The following is a 17,064-nucleotide window of genomic DNA, read 5'->3' on the forward strand; positions in this document are numbered from 1 at the left end:
CGAGATTGATAGACGGTCCTATCGAGCGCGCAAGTATTTTATCACAATGAATTGAAGTGTTTTTTTCAACCCACGGCATTTGCCTGCAACAAAGCGGGCAGCAAGCCACGCTGACGGTAGAATTCCACCTCCGCCTGTCCGGTGGCTTCAAGGTCGCTGCGGATGGCAGCTGCATCGCGCTCGGCAGCGACGTGTTCGCGGATGAGAGCGGTCTTGCGTGCCTGGAGATCGAGGAATTCGATGTCCACCACAGGAGTTTGAGGCCATTTACCTTCGGCCTGTCCCGCTTTCAGAACCTGCTTGAAGGGCACACCAGCTTTCTGCGCCTGAGCCTTGGCCTCATTGATGCCAGCATACCACTCGGGATGCACGATGCGGTAGTAGTCGCGCATGGCCTGCTTGTTGTAGTGAATGACGAGCTTGCGACCGTCCACATCGAGGAAAGTGGTGCCACGGAAGGAGTCGGCGTCGATGGTGTCCACAAAGAGCAATTCCTCGCGGTCCACGGCAAACTCCCACTTTAGATCCCAGAGCAGAAGACCTGCGCTTTCCAGGAGCTCACGCACGGCCCAGCCGCCCAAGATGGCAAGTTTAACGGTGTGAAGGAAGTCATCGCTGCTGAGGCCGGACATCATGAGGGCCTCCTGCTTGCTCACGGCGCGGTCTTCGGGCTCATACTTGCTGGTGAGGTCATAGATGGGACGCTCCAGCATCTCCCACACGCCCATGGGCTTGGAGAGGCCCAGCTCCTGCTCATAGCTGCGCTTGGCGGATTCGCTCAAGCTCTGATACTTTTTCAGAATGGAGGAACCACTGGTGACGCCGAAACGCACGATGTACTCCAGCGGCACCACGTACGTGGCACTCTGGTGGAACTGAGCGTAGTCAAAAACATGTGTGCCCAGCAGTGTACGCTGCGGCGGATGCATCACGGGAAAGCGGCGCACCACATTGTAACAGCTGGGATTGGCCGGCAGGCCGGAACGCACGATCTCTCCGGTGACAGCGTCCACCATGCCGATGTGGTGCGTTGCCGCGCCGCGCTCCAGCATGAGCTCCAGGGGGCCGGTCAGCAGTTCTTTGCGCCAGGCGGCGTCCATGGGGGTGTTCTCAATGGCGGCCTTGACGCGCTGCCAGGTCTCCGGCTGGCCAAGGCGGGAATACATGGCGTGCCGGAAAATGGCGCGATTGAGGTCATTTCCCTCGATGTTGAAAATAGACCCGACGTCGAAGACGGAGCCTGCGGGGGTGGTTTCACAGACGACGAAGCCCGGGTGATCCGGGACGGCGTAGAGATTCTGCACGGAGCCGCGATAGACGGGCTGACCGAGCTTGGAGAGGTCAAGATGTGTGGGCGCTGGGGCGGGATGGGACATGGTTGCAGGGAAAAACAACGGATTCCGCCCCTGTGCAACTGCGAACAGAGAAGCGCGAACTTTGAACTTTAAACTTTGAACTTTAAAGTTTCGGCCCAAACTCCGCCCTTCCATGTCCGAAGCCGCAGCCCCCTCCCCCGCCTCCCTCGATTTCATCCGTGAAATGATCGCCGCCGATCTTGCCGCTGGTCGGAACGGCGGCCAGGTCGTGACCCGTTTCCCGCCGGAGCCCAACGGCTATCTGCACATCGGCCACGCCAAGAGCATCTGCCTGAACTTTGGCCTGGCCCAGGAACACGCTCCGAACGCGCGCTGCCACCTGCGCTTTGACGACACCAACCCCACCAAGGAAGAAGTGGAGTACGTGGACAGCATCATGGCTGATGTGAAGTGGCTGGGCTTTGACTGGGGCACGAACCTGTACTACGCCAGCGACTACTTTGAAAAACTCTACGCCTTTGCCGAACAGCTCATCACGAAAGGTCTCGCCTATGTGGATGACCAGACGCACGAGGAGATGCGCGCCAACCGCGGCACGCTGACCTCTCCGGGCACACGCAGTGCAGGTGCGGACCGCAGCGTGGAAGAAAATCTAGACCTCTTCCGCCGCATGCGGAAAGGTGAATTTAAGGAAGGACAGTGCGTGCTGCGTGCCAAGATCGACATGGCATCGCCGAACATGAACATGCGCGATCCGGTGATCTACCGCATCCTGCATGCGCACCATCACCGCACGGGAGACGCGTGGTGCATCTACCCGATGTACGACTACGCACACCCGCTGAGCGATGCGCTGGAGAGCATCACCCACAGCCTGTGCACGCTGGAGTTTGAGCACCACCGCCCGCTGTACGAATGGCTGATCAACAACGTGGACGGCCTGCCCGGCGCGCCCTACCAGCGTGAGTTTGCCCGCCTAAACCTGACCTACACCGTGATGAGCAAGCGTAAGCTGCTGCGTCTGGTGAAGGACAATCTGGTGAGCGGCTGGGATGACCCGCGCATGCCCACCATCAGCGGCATGCGCCGCCGTGGCATCACCGCCGCCGCCATCCGCAGCTTCTGCAAGACGATCGGCCTGACGAAGTTCAACTCGCTCACCGAGATCGCCCTGCTGGAACATGCCATCCGCGAAGACCTGAACAAGGTGGCCCTGCGCGCCTATGGTGTGCTGCGTCCGATCAAGGTAGTGATCACCAACTACCCTAAGGACCAGATCGAATACTTTGAAGCGCCGAACCACCCTGAAGATGCCGCCGCTGGCACACGCCAGGTACCGCTGTGCCGCGAGCTCTACATCGAGTCAGACGACTTCATGGAGGTGCCTGTGGACGGATTCCACCGTCTGAAGCCCGGTGGCGAGGTGCGCCTGAAATTCGCCTTCTGCATCATCTGCCAGGAGGTGATCAAGGACGCCGCAGGCAATATCGTGGAACTGCGCTGCACCTACGACGACGCCACCCGACACGGCAAGAAGCCCGAAGGCCGCACCAAACCCAAGGGCATCATCCACTGGGTCAGCGCCCGCCATGCCATCGATGCCACTGTGCGTCTGTACGACCGCCTCTTCACCGTAGAGACGCCAGATGCGGATGCGGGTGAGGACGGCGACTTTGCGCAGTTCCTGAATCCGGCCTCTCTGGAAGTCATCACCAATGCCAAGCTGGAACCCTCGCTCAAAGAAGCCGCTCCCGGAAGCCTCTGGCAGTTTGAGCGCGTGGCGTATTTCTATGCGGACCCGATTGATTCCAAGCCCGGAGCGCCCGTGTTTAACCGTACGGTGACGCTGAAGGACGGGTGGGGGAAGAAGTGAGTGAACCCCTCAACAACAGTTAGGTGTGGGCGTCTGCTAGCCATTCCAAAATTGGCCTGAGGATGTTTTGGCGCATCGGCAGGCGTGCGAGCACATTGTGAGGCAAGTCTTCCCCCTTCCCTATGAAACTGATTCGTGATCTTGTGGTGCTCGGCTCGGGCATCGTCTCCGCCCTTTACCTGCTGAACATGGGTTTTGGCATTGTGGAGATCATTCCCGACAACACGCCCATCTTTGGCAATCTGGATGAGGCGGCGGCCACGGCGCTGCTGATCAACTGCCTTGCCTATTTTGGCGTGGATCTGGGGCATTTGTTCAAGCGCAAGGACGCGAGCACAAAGCCTGCCCCTAAGACACATGACATTGACGTGGAGAAGATGTAAACCGAACTTCCAAGTTCGGTGGCGGGCGGGAACGAGCTTGGAAGTCGTTCTACATCATGCCCGCGGCAACAAGACGTCTGCGGCAGGAGCTTGTGCATCCACAGCAGCGCCGTGCACCAGCGTCCACTTCAGCCCGATGCAGTAGCGGGATTCCCAGACATCGCGGCGGATGAGGGTGTCTGCGGCGCCGTGGCGGAGATAGGGGAAGTGGCGCTTGTGATGAAGGGCGAGGCGCAGCGGGGAAAGGTCATCGCTGAAGCTGACAAGATGCAGCGGGCGCACGTGGCCTTTGGCGGCTTCGGCTTCGTAGAGCAGGATCACCGCGAGGGCGGTGGCGGCGGCGTCCAGGTGCGTGTCCCACACGACCAGCGGCGGGGAGTCGGCGGGCTGGCGCAGGTGCTGCACGATCTGGGATTCGGTGGTGGCATCGAGCTGCGGCGTGGTGCAAACCGTGCGCGTCGAGATGCGGTGGCGGATCGCCGGTGGATCGCCGCAGAGTTCGTAGTCTCCTACCATTTCCACCTTGGTGGAGGTGCGCTTGGGATGGGTAACGGGGTGGTCGATGTCCTCGATGGGCAGGATCTCGCGCCAGTGGTGGTACAACGGCAGGAAGCGATCCTCGAGTATGCTCTGGCGCACCTCGCGCATGAGCTGGTGATAGAAGTGGATATTGTGCTGGCCCACGAGCGTCCAGCCGAGCGGCTCCTGAGTTTTGGTCAGATGGTGCAGGTAGGCGCGGGTGTGCGTAGAGCACACCGGGCAGGTGCAGGCGGGGTCCAGAGGTGCCTCGCTAAATTTGTACACGGAGCGACGCAGCTCCACAATGCCGCGGGAGGTAAAGGCGGTGCCGCGCTTGGCCACCTGCGTGGGAATGATGCAGTCAAACATGTCCACGCCACGGTGCACGGCCTCCAGCACGTCCAGTGGTGTGCCCACCCCCATGAGGTAGCGCGGGCGGTCTGCGGGCAGCAGGGCAGCGGTGAGCTCGCAGACGTCCTCGCGCTCCTGCTTTTCCTCGCCCACGGCCAAGCCACCGATGGCGAAGCCGTCGAAGTCGAGCTGCATGAGGCCCTCGGCACTCTCGCGGCGGAGCTGCGGATAGAGCGCCCCCTGCACGATGCCAAACATGGACTGCGGCGAGTCCTCACGTGCAGCGAGACTGCGTACCGCCCAGCGCTGAGTGATCTGCAGGGCCGCGCGTGCGGCTTTCTCATCTGCCGTGGAAGGAATGCACTGGTCCAGCACCATCATGATGTCGCTGCCGATGGCACGCTGAGTCTGGATGCTGAGCTCAGGGCTGAGAAGGATACGCTGACCATCCACGTAGCTCTGGAAGACAGCCCCCTTCTCTGTCATCTCACGCGAGTGGGGCAGCGAAAAAATCTGGTAGCCACCGGAGTCTGTGAGAACCGAGCCGGGCCACTTCATGAACTTATGAATGCCGCCGAGTTTGGAGAAAACATCCGGGCCGGGGCGAAGCAGCAGGTGGTAGGTATTTGCCAGCAGGATCTGCGAACCGGACTCATGCAGCGACTCCTGCGTCTGCGCCTTCACCGTGGCCTGAGTGCCCACCGGCATGAAGAGCGGCGAGCGTATGGTGCCGTGCAGCGTATGAAAGGTGGTGGCACGTGCACGAGAACCGGAGGCCTGGGCATCGAGCTGAAACTGGAGACGAGAGGGGGACATGAGGCGCCAAACGGCAGGCAGGCGGGTGATTACGTCTGCTGATCCGCCAGCATGGCGCGAAGCCCGGAGAAGAAGTTCGTGTTTTCCTCCTGAGTCGTGGTCTCGTTCATGTGCCGTGTGTAGTCCAGCTCTTCGACGTATTTGCGATCCAGCTCCTTCAGGAAGGTGCTGGGGGCGCTGGTCTGTTTCTTGCCCCACTTCATGCGGATGCGCGTGTGGCTGAGCGTAAGCTTCTGCTTGGCCCGGGTGATGCCCACATAGAAGAGGCGGCGCTCCTCGTCCACACGACCTTCGTCAAAGCTGCGCTTGTGAGGCAGGATGCCCTGCTCCATGCCAGGCAGGAAAACGACGGGAAACTCGAGTCCTTTGGACGCGTGCATGGTGATCAGGCACACGCCTTTTTTCTTTTCGATATCGTCCTTCTCCTCGCGATCGTCATTGAGGCACACCTCGTCCAAGAAACCGGCAAGGCCGCTGGCGCGATCCCTCTCCGCGTGGTTGGCCATGCTCTTGAGCAGCTCATTGACGCCGTTTTCCCAACCGGTGAAATCATCCGGCTCTTTGGCTGCTTTTTTGAGATAATCCATGTAGCCGACCTCAAGAATCAGGGCCTGCGTCATGTCCACAAGCTGCGTGCCTGGGGTGTTCGCAGGGCCGGAATACTTGGTGATGAGCGCAGTGAAATTGCGAATGGCATTGCGGCCCTTCTCAGGGATCTGGCGCAGGAAGTCCTCATCGCACAAGGCCACCCAGATGCTGTGGTGCTTCTCCATGCTGCGCTCTCGCGCCAGTTCGGCGGTGGCACTGCCGATGCCGCGAGTGGGCGTGTTTAGAATTCTCAGCAGCGCCATGTCATCGTGCGGATTGTGCAGCACGCTGAGGTAGCTGACGAGATCCTTCACCTCGCGGCGGTCAAAGAAGCTGCGGGCGCCCACCACGCGGTAGGCGATCTTGCGCTGGCGGAAGGCCTGCTCCAGCACCCGCGACTGCTCGTTGGTGCGAAAGAGCACGGCAAACTCCTCCAGAGGCTGCTTGTTGGCGAAGTGCGCGGTTTCCACCTCCTTCGCGATCATATCCGCCTCCTCTTTCTCATCCTCAGTGACGATGAGGCGAACGAGGTCGTTGCCGTGATTGCGGCTCCAGAGAGACTTGGGGCGACGTCCCGCGTTGTTTTTGATGAGGCTGTTGGCCGTGTGCAGGATGGGCGTGGTGCTGCGGTAGTTTTCCTCCAGCTTCACCACGTGTGGATTGGGGAAGAAGTTTTCGAATTCGGTGATGTTGGTAATCTCCGCACCACGCCAGCCGTAGATGGACTGGTCGTCATCGCCCACCACGCAGACGTTGTATGGTGCAGGCACCAGGGCGCGCAGCAGGCGCATCTGCAGGGAGTTGGTGTCCTGGAATTCGTCCACCATCACGTAATGGTGGCGGCTCTGCACTGTGGCGCGCACCTGGGCATTTTCTTCCAGCAACTTCACCCCGAGGATGATGAGGTCATCGAAGTCCATGACGTTCAGCCCGCGCATCTCATCCATGTACTTCTCCATGACCGCGGCATCGAGGTTTTCCTTGGGATCTCCGAGCCCCTCTCCCGCGTTCTTGGCCTTGCTGATGCGCATGAGCGCCATGCTGGGGTCCAGCGTCTCGTCCTTCACCAGGAGAGTCTGAAGCACGCGCTTGATCAGCGTCTCCTGCTCTCCCTGGCTGTAGATGGCGAAGTTGTTTTTGTAGCCCACGTGCTCGGCAAACTCACGCAGCAGGCGGACGCAGAAGGCGTGGAAGGTGCCAACGACAACTTTTTTGCCCAAGCCGTCGCGCACCATGCCTTTGATACGCTCGCGCATTTCATTGGCGGCCTTGTTGGTGAAGGTGACGGACAGAATGTTCTTCGGGTTGATGCCCTCGTTCACCATGTAGCTGATGCGCGCGGTGAGCACGCGCGTCTTGCCGGTGCCAGCACCTGCGAGAATGAGCAGCGGTCCGTGGATGTGTGTGGCCGCCTCGCGCTGCTGGGCATTGAGTGTTCCAGTAAATCCGCTCATGATAACCCCTTTCCTCCACGCACGGGCAGGCCGCGCTCACGCCATTCATTGAGCACCTGAGGCAGCAACTTGTGCTCCTCCACCTTGATGCGTGCATGCAGTTTCTCGGCCGTGTCGCCAGCCAGCACGGGCACCGAGGCCTGAGCCAGAATACGTCCGGCATCAATCTCTGCAGTGACGAGATGCACGGTGCAGCCGGTTTCCTGATCACCTGCATCGATGGCCATCTGCGGCGCATTGGCGCCCTTATGCTTTGGCAGCAGCGAGGGATGCACATTCACAATGCGCCCGGCATAGGCGCTGATCACCGGCTCTTTAAGAATGCGCATGAAGCCCGCCAGCACAACGACGTCAACGCGAGCACGCTCCAGGTGCTCATAGATCTCCTTTTGCGCGGCATCGCTGAGGCGGCGTGTATTGGCACCGCCGTCCACATACAGGGCGGGCACTCCGGCCGCTTGCGCGATCTGACGGAAACCTGAGTCAGCCTGATCGGTGATGGTGACAACCATCTGCGCACGCAGCTTTGGATCTGCGATGATGGCGGCAAGGTTTGAGCCTGCGCCAGAGCCCAGCACAGCAATGCGCAGCCCGCATTCGCCAGCGGCGGCTTGAGTTCCATCTCCTGCCAGCATCTTATTGATGGTGCTGGTAGTGGAGCGTCCTGGGACAAGTGGCAGAATGCGAATCTCTGCGCGAACGTGTTCCAAAGCTGTACGCTCTTCACGGTTAAGAGAATCCACCGTGTAATCCCCACCTTTGGCATAAACGTGGGGTTGAATCGCTTCGATGAGCGAAGTGGCACGCTCATCTCCAAAAACAACAACAGCATCCACGGCACGCAGGGCAGCCATGACTTCAGCGCGGTCATTTTCCGAATTGAGGGGACGATCCGGCCCTTTGAGCTTGCGGACAGATTCGTCGGAATTCAAAGCCACCACCATGGCATCTCCGAGAGCGCGAGCCTGCTCGAGATAACGCACATGGCCAGCATGCAGCAAATCAAAGCAGCCATTGGTGAAGACCAGCTTTTTTCCCTGCTGGTCCAGGGTGTCACGCAAACGCCGGACGTCGGCGATGGTGGCGGGTGTGTAGTCAGCGGACATGCGCACTGCTAATGGCGTGAACCTGAACGGATGCAAGGAACGAGCATCTGGAAAAATACGCCTCTTCAAAAGAGTGAAGAAGCATCATCATCTGGTGGCTTGACAACGCGCATGAAGTTGCCGCCGCCATTCCCCCGTCGTTCGACCTGTGGGCATCTTCATTCAATTTCACACCCATCTTTGCGGGGATGCAGGATCATGCGATTAGCCGAGCCTGAACACCTATTCAGGCCTGCAGCAAAGATGCAAAAAAAAGCGGGAGGCAAAACCTCCCGCTTTAAAAAATATGTCTCAAATCTGATCAGCCCTGCTTGGACACCACTTTATCAGAGCTGCTTTCCAGAACGGAAGCGCCAGGATCACGAGTGAGCGGCCAGTAGGCGTCCATGTTGAGCTTGGCAGGAGGTGTCATCTTGAACTGCTTGCCGTCCTTGGTGACAAAACCTTGGTATGCCAGAGGCATCAGCGTTATGCAGACACGCTCCTGATCAAACTTCTGAACATGCAGCGCAGCAGCGAAGGTGCTTTTTTGATCGAGCACCAGCGTATCGCCGGCTTGATAAGGATCCGCTTTATCTTTGTTGCCAGGCAGCACGATCTCAATATCCACGTCTTCAATGTCAGCAGAGCGCGCACGCACCACCCAGCCATCGGTGATAACATCAGAAGCAGTAAGAGGCCGTGCATTGATCACCTGGAAGCTGCCTTTGACATAAAGCGGCTGCTCCTGTTTGTAGTTGCGGATGTAGGAGCGCTTCAGAAGGTCATTCTTCACCGCGAGCTGTTCACGATTAAAGGAATAGAACTCTGCTAGCAAATCGCGCGCCGGCAGGAATTTCCCCTGTGGAACGGTGTAGTTGGTAAACTTGCGAAGCGGGTCGAGTTTATCGAAACGCGACAGCACGCGGTAGTTGAATGGTTTTTCAGGATGCGCGAACACCATGATGCTGAAGAACCAGCAAAAAGTGGCAAAGCCCATCAGCAAAGTGATGAGAATCGTCCACCAGAAGATGCCTCCGGAGTCTTTCTTCTTGGAAAAACTGCCACCGCCGTAGGAGCGGTACTCGTTGCCGTCGCTCAAAAATCGGATTTGCATAACAGAATTGCGAAAATTTTAGTTTCTATAAAACAGATATGTTCAAATTCTACAATATTGACGGATTTTGAAAAGGAAATTTTGTGAATAAGTTGGCAGATACTTTGCTTCTATTGCTTTAGCTTGGTCAAATAATCCAAGGCTTACTTTTCTGTCGGCTGCGGTTCAAAAGAGGTGCCGCAGCCACAACTGCGGGCTGCATTGGGGTTGTTGAGCTTGAAACCGGAATCCGCAAGAGAGTCCACGTAATCGATTTCGCAGCCGCGCAGGAAACCGATGCTGTCTGGCCCAATGATGACAGAGACCCCCTCCTGCTCGTGCACGGCATCCCCTTCCCGAGACTGGTCTAGCGCCATCACATATTGGAAGCCCGCGCAGCCTCCCTTCTCTACGCTGAGGCGCAACCCGGTGCCGGGCGCAGCCTGTTTTTCGGCGATAAGGGACTTCAGATGGTCGATGGCGCTGGAGGTCAGGGAAATCATGCGAGGCAGAACAAAAGGAAGAAGCAGCCAGATGGCCGAGAAGCACGGAGATTGCAAATCCCCATCAGGCGTCCAAGGTAACAATCTTGTATGACTATAGAGGCTACGCTCCCCGCCATACACTTTATCCAATTTCATGGCCAAAATACGCATTCTTCCAGACGCACTCGCCAGCCAGGTGGCGGCAGGTGAGGTCGTGGAGCGCCCTGCCGCCCTGGTGCGGGAACTGGTGGAAAACAGCCTGGACGCCGGAGCACGCCATATCGAGGTGCACGCCCAGCGCGGCGGCATCGCGATGATTCGCATTGTGGATGATGGTTCTGGAATGGACCGGGAGGATGCCATGCTGTGCCTAGAGCGCCACGCCACCAGCAAGATACGGACCAAGGAGGACCTGGGAGCGATTCACACCTTTGGATTTCGTGGAGAGGCGCTGCCCAGCATCGCCAGTGTGTCCCGCTTCCGACTGGCCACGAGGGAAAAAACGGCGCTGGTGGGAACGGAGATCGAGGTGAACGGCGGCAAAATGGTGGCCGTGCGCGACCATGGCGGCGCTCCGGGGACTGTTGTGGAGGCGCGATCGCTGTTTTTCAATGTGCCAGCAAGGCGCAAGTTTCTACGCACGGAGAATACGGAATTTGCCCATGTGGAGCAGCAGTTGCGTCTGCATGCGATCGCGAATCCGCAGGTGGCTTTCACACTGACCCATAATGGCGATCTGGTGCTGCACCTGCCAGCCACCCGGGACATGCTGGAGCGCATTCGCGGCCTGGTGGGCGATGAACTGGCCTCACGCCTTCTCAAAGTGGAGGAGACCACCCTGCACGGCGTAACGATTTCCGGCTATATCGGTGGCCCAGGCATGAGCCGCTCCAACCGGCAGATGCAGACCACCTATCTGAACGGCCGTCCCATCGAGAGCGCCAGCATCTCCTACGGTCTGCGGGAGGGCTACCACACGGCGCTGATGAAGGGTCAGCATCCGGTGACCTTCCTCTTCATCCAGATGGATGCACAGGCCTTTGATGTGAACGTGCACCCAGCCAAGAAAGAGGTGCGCTTTCATGACGGCAACAGCGTGCGAGAGGCCATTGCCCGCTGCGTGAGTCGCACGCTGGAAAAGGCCGCCAAGCTGCCGACTGGCCACGCCCCTGCACGTCCGGCACCGATTCCGCACGCAGCCGGCAGCACCCCCACCCTGCCCAGCAGCCGGCAGGAGCAGTTTGACATGCCTGTGGCAGCTTCGTCTGCGCCGCTGCGAAATATTGAACCGGCTCGTCCGCAGGTGCCCGCAAGTACTCCTACATCGGTCGTCTCGCATCGCGTAGCGGATGTGCTGGCAAGGATCGCCGCTGCACGCACCCCTGCAGCGCCACCGCTCCCAGCAGAAACTGCCGCTACTGAAGAAGAAAAAGCCGAAGAACCCCAGCAGCCGCAAATCGCCAGCCCGGAGGAAGAAACCGAGGAGCACCCTCAGGAGGCAGTCGTCGACACGAAGGCACCTGAAGCGCCGGATTTCCGCATCATCGGCGTGCTGCAAAAGCTCTATGTGCTGATGGAGAGCAAGGAGGGGCTGGTGCTGATGGACCAGCACGCCGCACACGAGCGGGTAAACTTTGAAAAGTTCCGCCGCGCCATTGAATCCGGCGGTGTCCCCTGCCAGCGGCTGCTCATGCCGATCACGCTGCAGACGACTCCACGGGACGCCGACCTGCTGAAGCAAAACCTGACCTCGCTGAACCGTCTGGGCATCGAGATCGAGCCCTTTGGCCCCAATATTTTCAAGGTGGAGACCCTGCCCTCCTTTCTGAAAACGGATGATCCTTCCGCGTGGCTGGACCAGGTCATCGAGGAGCTCAGCAGCCTGAGTTCCAAATCCTCCAGCCTGCGCTTGAGCGAAGACGCCATCGCCACCATCGCCTGCCGCGCCTCGGTGAAGAGCAACGACGTGCTCTCCATTCCTGAACTGCAAGCCTTGTTGAAGGATCTCTTTGCCTGCGAGATGCCCTACTGCTGCCCGCATGGCCGCCCCACGCTGGTGCAGATCTCCACCTCAGAGCTTGAGCGGAAGTTTGGGCGGCGTGCGCCGGGCTGAGTGTGGAATGCAAATCTTGTGATAAGTCTGCAGGAAGGCTGCGTTAAAGGGGCGCACCCCAAAAAACGCGCACGTCTCATGAATTCCCTTCGCCACGATCTCAGCCGCCGGTCCTTTGTCTCTGGAGCCGCCAAGACCTTTCTCGGAGTGAGCACCGCAGCGCACTTCGCCCCGCGTGTCATAGCGGCTCCGGGCCAGGGGGCCTCCCCACTGAAGCAGGCGGCGACGGCGCGCAATGTGATCTACCTGTACATGAACGGTGGCATGAGCCACCTGGACACCTTTGACCCCAAGCCGGAAAAGACCGACATCATGGGCCTGACGAAGGTGATCAACACCAATGTGGATGGCATTCGGGTCTCGAACAATATCCCCCTTATCGCCCGGCAGATGGACAAGCTGGCGGTTGTCCGCAGCATGATGACCACCCAGGGCGCGCATGAGCAGGGCAACTACTACCAGCACACCAGCTACACCATGCGCAGCAGCATCCGCCACCCCTCCATGGGTGCGTGGCTGCAGAAGTTTCAAGATCGTGGAAACCCCACCCTGCCCGGCAGCGTGATGATCGGCAATGACAGCCGCCATCCCGGCGCCGGCTTCTTTGAGAGCCGCTTCGCCCCGCTGATGATCAATGATCCCGAAAGCGGCATCAACAATGTTAAGACGAATCAGTGGTTCACCGAAGAGCGCTTCGCCAGCCGACTCAACACCGCCAAGCAGCTCGACCGCCAGTTTGCCGAAACCTATAACGTCAAAAACGTGCGTGCTTATGCCGACATGTATGACGACGCGCTCAAGATGATGAAGAGCGAGGAGCTGAAGGCATTCGACCTGAGCAGCGAGCCCGAAAAGCTGCGCGACAAGTACGGCAGCGACCGCTTTGGCCAGGGCTGCCTGCTGGCGCGCCGTCTGGTGGAAAATGGAGTGCGCTTTGTCGAAGTCTCTTTCGGCAGCTGGGACACTCACAACGCCAACTTCACCCGTGTGCCAGAGCTGTGCGACGAGCTGGACTCCGCCCTCAGCACCCTGCTGCAGGATCTGGAATCCCGCGGCATGCTGCAGGAGACGCTGGTGGTGCTGGCCACGGAGTTTGGCCGCACGCCGGAGATCAACGCCAACGACGGCCGCGACCACCATGCGCGCGGATTCTCCTGCCTGCTGGCGGGCGGCGGCATCCGCGGCGGACAGGTGTATGGAGCCACGGATGACAGCGGTGATGAAGCCACCGTGAACCCGGTCACGATTCCTGATTTCAACGCAACCATCGCCTACGCACTGGGCATTCCTCTGGACCAAGTGCTGTACAGCCCGAGCAAGCGCCCCTTCACCGTAGCAGACAAAGGCAAGCCGCTGACCTCGCTGTTTGGCTAAGAAGGTCAGCCTTCATCAGGCGTCTTCGTGAAGAATTTGTCACTCACCATCGCACTAATGCGAGGTGAAAAGTGGCTGGAACATCGTAAAAAGGTTAGCCCTGGGGGTGGATTTCTTGTAGTCTGCCATTCAGCGCTTGGAATCCCGGCCTGGCCAAGAAGCCAGGAGGATCCCCGCCCCTAGTCTTCACGCATGAACGTCATTCTCAAATCAGTCGCGCAGGCCGCCGGGGTGGATGCTGCCGACATGCAGGCCGCACTTGATCATGCCTCAGCAGGCGGCATTTCCCCTGCACTGGCACTGGTGGAGAGCGGCGCTGTGGATGAGCGCCAGTTTTCCCGCCATCTGGCGGAGCATCTGCGCTGGCAGTGGCTGGAATCTCCGCAGCCCCACCCGGATGAAGCAGCGGAGCTCAAGCGCCTCATCCCTGCACGCTTCGCGGTACGGCACCAGATCTACCCTGTCGGCTTCACCAACGACGAGCCGCAGAGCCAGCGTCGGCTGCTGCTGGCCTGTCACGACCCGTTTGACCTCATCACCAAGCAGGCGGTGGCACGTGTTTCCCAACTGCCGGTAAAGTGGTGCCTCACCCCTCGGACAGAACTGCTCAATGCCGTTCAGCAGCTCTACGGGGTGGGTGCGGACACCTTTGACGCGCTGATCGCCGCTGGCGGAGGAGGCACGGATGACCAGCACCTGCGGGACGAGGCCAATGTCATTGATGACGAGGATGAAGACGCCTCGGTGGTGAAGTTTGTGAATCAGATCATCCGTGAAGCGCTGGCGCAGAAGGCCACTGATATTCATGTGGAGCCGCAGCCGGACAGCCTGCGCATCCGCTACCGCATCGACGGCTTCCTGCATGAGGTGCCGGTGCCGGAAAATATCAAATCCCTGCAGTCATCGGTGATCGCGCGCATCAAGGTGATGAGCAAACTGGACATTGCCGAGAAGCGTCTGCCACAGGACGGCCGTATCAATCTGAAGGCGGACAACCAGTCCATCGACGTCCGTGTGGCCTGCATCCCCAGTGTGGAGGGCGAGTCCATCAGCCTGCGTCTGCTGGGCCAGGAGCGCTTTACTCTCGATCGCCTGGGCCTGAGCGATGAACTACGGGAGCGCATCGAAGTCCTGCTGGCCAAGCCCAACGGTATTGTGCTTGTGACAGGTCCTACAGGTTCCGGCAAATCGACCACTCTTTACACCTTCCTCTCCCAGCTCAATAGTGTGCACCGCCGCATCGTCACCATTGAGGACCCGGTGGAAAACAAGCTGCCAGGCATCGTGCAGATCCCGGTGAAAAGCGAGATCGGCCTCACCTTTGCCAGCGGCCTGCGCAGCATTCTGCGCGGCGACCCCAACGTTGTGATGGTGGGGGAAATTCGTGACCTGGAGACAGCGGAGATCGCGGTGCGTGCATCGCTCACGGGCCATCTGGTCTTCTCCACGCTGCATACCAATGACGCGGTGGCGGGAATCACACGTTTGATCGAAATGGGGGTCAAACCCTTCCTGGTCAGCTCGGCAGTGCGCGCTTTCATCGCCCAGCGACTGGTGCGCTGTCTGTGCTCTGCGTGCAAAGAGCCTGCGAACTACAAGCGGGAAGACTTTTTGAAGCTCGGCTTTCCTGAAGCAAAGAACCTCAAGCTGTACCGTGCGGCGCGCGGCGGCTGCCAGCAATGCCGTGGCACAGGCTACTCGGGCCGTGTGGCACTCTACGAGATCGCACTCATGACGCCGACGATGCAGACGCTCGTCTCTGAACGTGCGTCCGAGGCGGATCTGCAGACGCAGGCACGCAAAGACGGATTTGTCCCCATGCGAGAGTACGGACTGAAGAAGGCTGCTGCCGGCGTGACGACGCTGGAAGAAGTGGCACGTGTGACCAGCGAGGAGTTTGAGTGATGCCAGCCTTTGCCTACCAAGCCCTGTCCGCTGACGGATCGGTCAAAGCCGGAACCATTGAAGCTGCCGACCGCAGCGATGCCCTGCGCCAGCTGGCGCGGCGTGGGCTGCAGGCACGTTCCATTCAGTCCCAATCGCATGGCCAGGCCGCAGCGGCCACCGCAGAGAAAAAAGCCCAGCCAGCCGAACCAAACTCGCTCGCACTCAACAAGGCAGATGTCATCCGCTTCACGGAAGACATGGGAGACCTGCTGTCTTCCGGACTCCAGGTGGAGCAGGCCCTGCACGCGATGGAAAACCGCAGCGCCTCCAAGCTCGGCACACTGGCCGGACAAGCACGCGAACTGGTGCGCAATGGCGTGCCTCTTTCCTCCGCACTGCGTCAGGCCTCCTCAGCCTTTGACGAGCTTTACTGCAACATGATCGCCGCCGGGGAAAACAGCGGCGCTTTGGACGAGATCATGGACCGGCAGGCAAGGCATCTGCGGCTGATGGAGTCCGTGCACGCCAAGGTGGTTGGGGCACTGATCTACCCGGCCTTTTTGTTTGCCACAGGAGCGGCGCTGGCGGTCATCATGGTGACCTACCTGCTGCCCAAGATGGCAGGCCTGCTGACAGGTACTGGCAAGGAGCCACCACTGATGATCAGGCTGAGCCTGGCCCTGTCCGAAATCCTGCGAGGCTACTGGTGGGCACTGGCCATCCTGCTGGCACTGGTGGTCATGTCCCTGGTGGCTGTGCACAAGACGCCCGCCTTCAAGTCCTGGTGGCACAAGCTCATGATCAGCCTGCCCGCCATCCGCGACATCACACGGGCGCACTTTGAGCTTCAGTTCTTTGAAACCCTGGGCAGCCTTCTGCGTGGTGGCGTGCCTCTGCTGCCTGCACTGGAGCTGGTGCGGCGCGCCATTACCAACCTGCACCTGAAACATGCTCTTTCTCAGGCTGAGGTGCTGGTCCAGGAGGGGGCATCTCTGAGTCACGCCATGAAAAAGACCAAGGCCCTCGACTCCCAGGCCATCGATGTCATCCGCATCGGCGAAGACACCGGGCACCTGTCCGAGGTTCTGGGAAAGGCCGCCGCGCGCATGGACACCCAGCTTTCCCGCGTGATCGAGCGGGCCACAGCCCTCATCCAGCCCTGCCTGCTCATGATCATGGCGGTACTTGTAGGTGGGCTCGTTTGGACGATGATCAACATAGTCTTTTCCACCCTCAACCAGCTCAAGCACTGACACTTTTCCAACCCATGAAACACATCCACGCATCCAGCCCACGCTTCAGCACCAAAGCCTTTACCCTGCTCGAGATGATGGTCGTGCTGCTCATCATCGCCCTCATTCTGGGTGCCGTAGCGGTGATGGTGCAGGGCATTGAAGGCAACGCCCAGGACGTCACGACCCAGTCCAAGATCAAAGGCATCGAATCCGCGCTGACCTCTTACAAGCTCGGCGCCATGATGTATCCCACCCAGGCCCAGGGTTTGGATGCACTGGTGACACGTCCAACCGCCGAGCCCAAACCCAAGCGCTGGAAGCAACTGGCCAAGCCTGAAGGCCTCCTCGACCCCTGGGGACACAAGCTGGTCTATCGCAATCCAGGCAAACACAACCCCGCAGGATACGATGTCTTCTCCCTCGGCGCTGACGGTGTCGAAAACACCGAGGATGACATCGGCAACTGGTAAGCTCAGCCAACCTCATCCC

General features: G+C 59.6%; 13 protein-coding genes. 7 read left to right on the plus strand and 6 right to left on the minus strand.

The window, feature by feature from the left end:
* Nucleotides 1-65: 65 nt before the first annotated feature.
* Nucleotides 66-1,376 (minus strand): phosphoribosylaminoimidazolesuccinocarboxamide synthase, encoded by a 1,311-nt coding sequence (locus HNQ65_RS02450; protein WP_184337882.1) that lies wholly within the window; start codon nt 1,374-1,376, stop codon nt 66-68.
* Between the two features lie 112 nt (nt 1,377-1,488).
* Between HNQ65_RS02450 and HNQ65_RS02455 the strand changes: the two genes are divergently transcribed.
* A complete protein-coding gene (locus HNQ65_RS02455) occupies nt 1,489-3,189 on the plus strand; it encodes a glutamine--tRNA ligase/YqeY domain fusion protein (protein WP_184337883.1) in 1,701 nt (566 codons plus the stop codon).
* 122 nt (nt 3,190-3,311) lie between these two features.
* Nucleotides 3,312-3,572 carry a DUF1232 domain-containing protein gene (locus HNQ65_RS02460; RefSeq protein ID WP_184337884.1) on the plus strand — a complete coding sequence of 87 codons (261 nt, stop codon included), beginning with the start codon at nt 3,312-3,314 and terminating at the stop codon, nt 3,570-3,572.
* 54 nt (nt 3,573-3,626) lie between these two features.
* Here HNQ65_RS02460 and tgt read toward each other — a convergent pair whose 3' ends face one another.
* The 5 genes from tgt to HNQ65_RS02485 all read right to left on the minus strand — a co-directional run bounded on the left by tgt (nt 3,627) and on the right by HNQ65_RS02485 (nt 10,122).
* On the minus strand, nt 3,627-5,258 hold the full coding sequence (tgt, locus tag HNQ65_RS02465) for a tRNA guanosine(34) transglycosylase Tgt (RefSeq protein WP_184337885.1): 1,632 nt from the start codon (nt 5,256-5,258) through the stop codon (nt 3,627-3,629).
* Nucleotides 5,259-5,287: 29 nt separating this feature from the next.
* Nucleotides 5,288-7,300, minus strand: coding sequence for an ATP-dependent helicase (locus tag HNQ65_RS02470; RefSeq protein WP_184337886.1), 2,013 nt, complete (start codon nt 7,298-7,300; stop codon nt 5,288-5,290).
* Nucleotides 7,297-8,406, minus strand: coding sequence for a phosphoribosylglycinamide formyltransferase (gene purN, locus HNQ65_RS02475; RefSeq protein WP_184337887.1), 1,110 nt, complete (start codon nt 8,404-8,406; stop codon nt 7,297-7,299). Before purN ends, HNQ65_RS02470 begins: the two co-directional genes overlap by 4 nt.
* Before the next feature lie 301 nt (nt 8,407-8,707).
* Complete coding sequence (locus HNQ65_RS02480) at nt 8,708-9,502, minus strand: hypothetical protein (protein WP_184337888.1); 795 nt, start codon at nt 9,500-9,502, stop codon at nt 8,708-8,710.
* Nucleotides 9,503-9,645: 143 nt separating this feature from the next.
* On the minus strand, nt 9,646-10,122 hold the full coding sequence (locus HNQ65_RS02485; protein ID WP_246437514.1) for a HesB/IscA family protein: 477 nt from the start codon (nt 10,120-10,122) through the stop codon (nt 9,646-9,648).
* On the opposite strand from HNQ65_RS02485, the gene mutL reads away from it, so the two are divergent.
* The 5 genes from mutL to gspG all read left to right on the plus strand — a co-directional run bounded on the left by mutL (nt 10,121) and on the right by gspG (nt 17,045).
* On the plus strand, nt 10,121-12,079 hold the full coding sequence (gene mutL, locus HNQ65_RS02490; RefSeq protein WP_184337889.1) for a DNA mismatch repair endonuclease MutL: 1,959 nt from the start codon (nt 10,121-10,123) through the stop codon (nt 12,077-12,079). The genes HNQ65_RS02485 and mutL overlap by 2 nt on opposite strands.
* A 78-nt stretch (nt 12,080-12,157) precedes the next feature.
* Nucleotides 12,158-13,453 carry a DUF1501 domain-containing protein gene (locus HNQ65_RS02495; RefSeq protein WP_184337890.1) on the plus strand — a complete coding sequence of 432 codons (1,296 nt, stop codon included), beginning with the start codon at nt 12,158-12,160 and terminating at the stop codon, nt 13,451-13,453.
* A 192-nt stretch (nt 13,454-13,645) separates the two neighbouring features.
* Complete coding sequence (locus tag HNQ65_RS02500) at nt 13,646-15,358, plus strand: GspE/PulE family protein (protein ID WP_184337891.1); 1,713 nt, start codon at nt 13,646-13,648, stop codon at nt 15,356-15,358.
* Nucleotides 15,358-16,593, plus strand: coding sequence for a type II secretion system F family protein (locus tag HNQ65_RS02505; protein ID WP_184337892.1), 1,236 nt, complete (start codon nt 15,358-15,360; stop codon nt 16,591-16,593). The genes HNQ65_RS02500 and HNQ65_RS02505 overlap by 1 nt, the downstream gene beginning before the upstream one ends.
* Nucleotides 16,594-16,607: 14 nt before the next feature.
* Nucleotides 16,608-17,045: a type II secretion system major pseudopilin GspG gene (gspG, locus tag HNQ65_RS02510; protein ID WP_184337893.1), complete on the plus strand. Its 438-nt coding sequence runs from the start codon at nt 16,608-16,610 to the stop codon at nt 17,043-17,045.
* Nucleotides 17,046-17,064: the final 19 nt, after the last annotated feature.

This window comes from Prosthecobacter vanneervenii, assembly GCF_014203095.1.
GTDB classification, from domain to species: Bacteria; Verrucomicrobiota; Verrucomicrobiia; order Verrucomicrobiales; family Verrucomicrobiaceae; genus Prosthecobacter; species Prosthecobacter vanneervenii.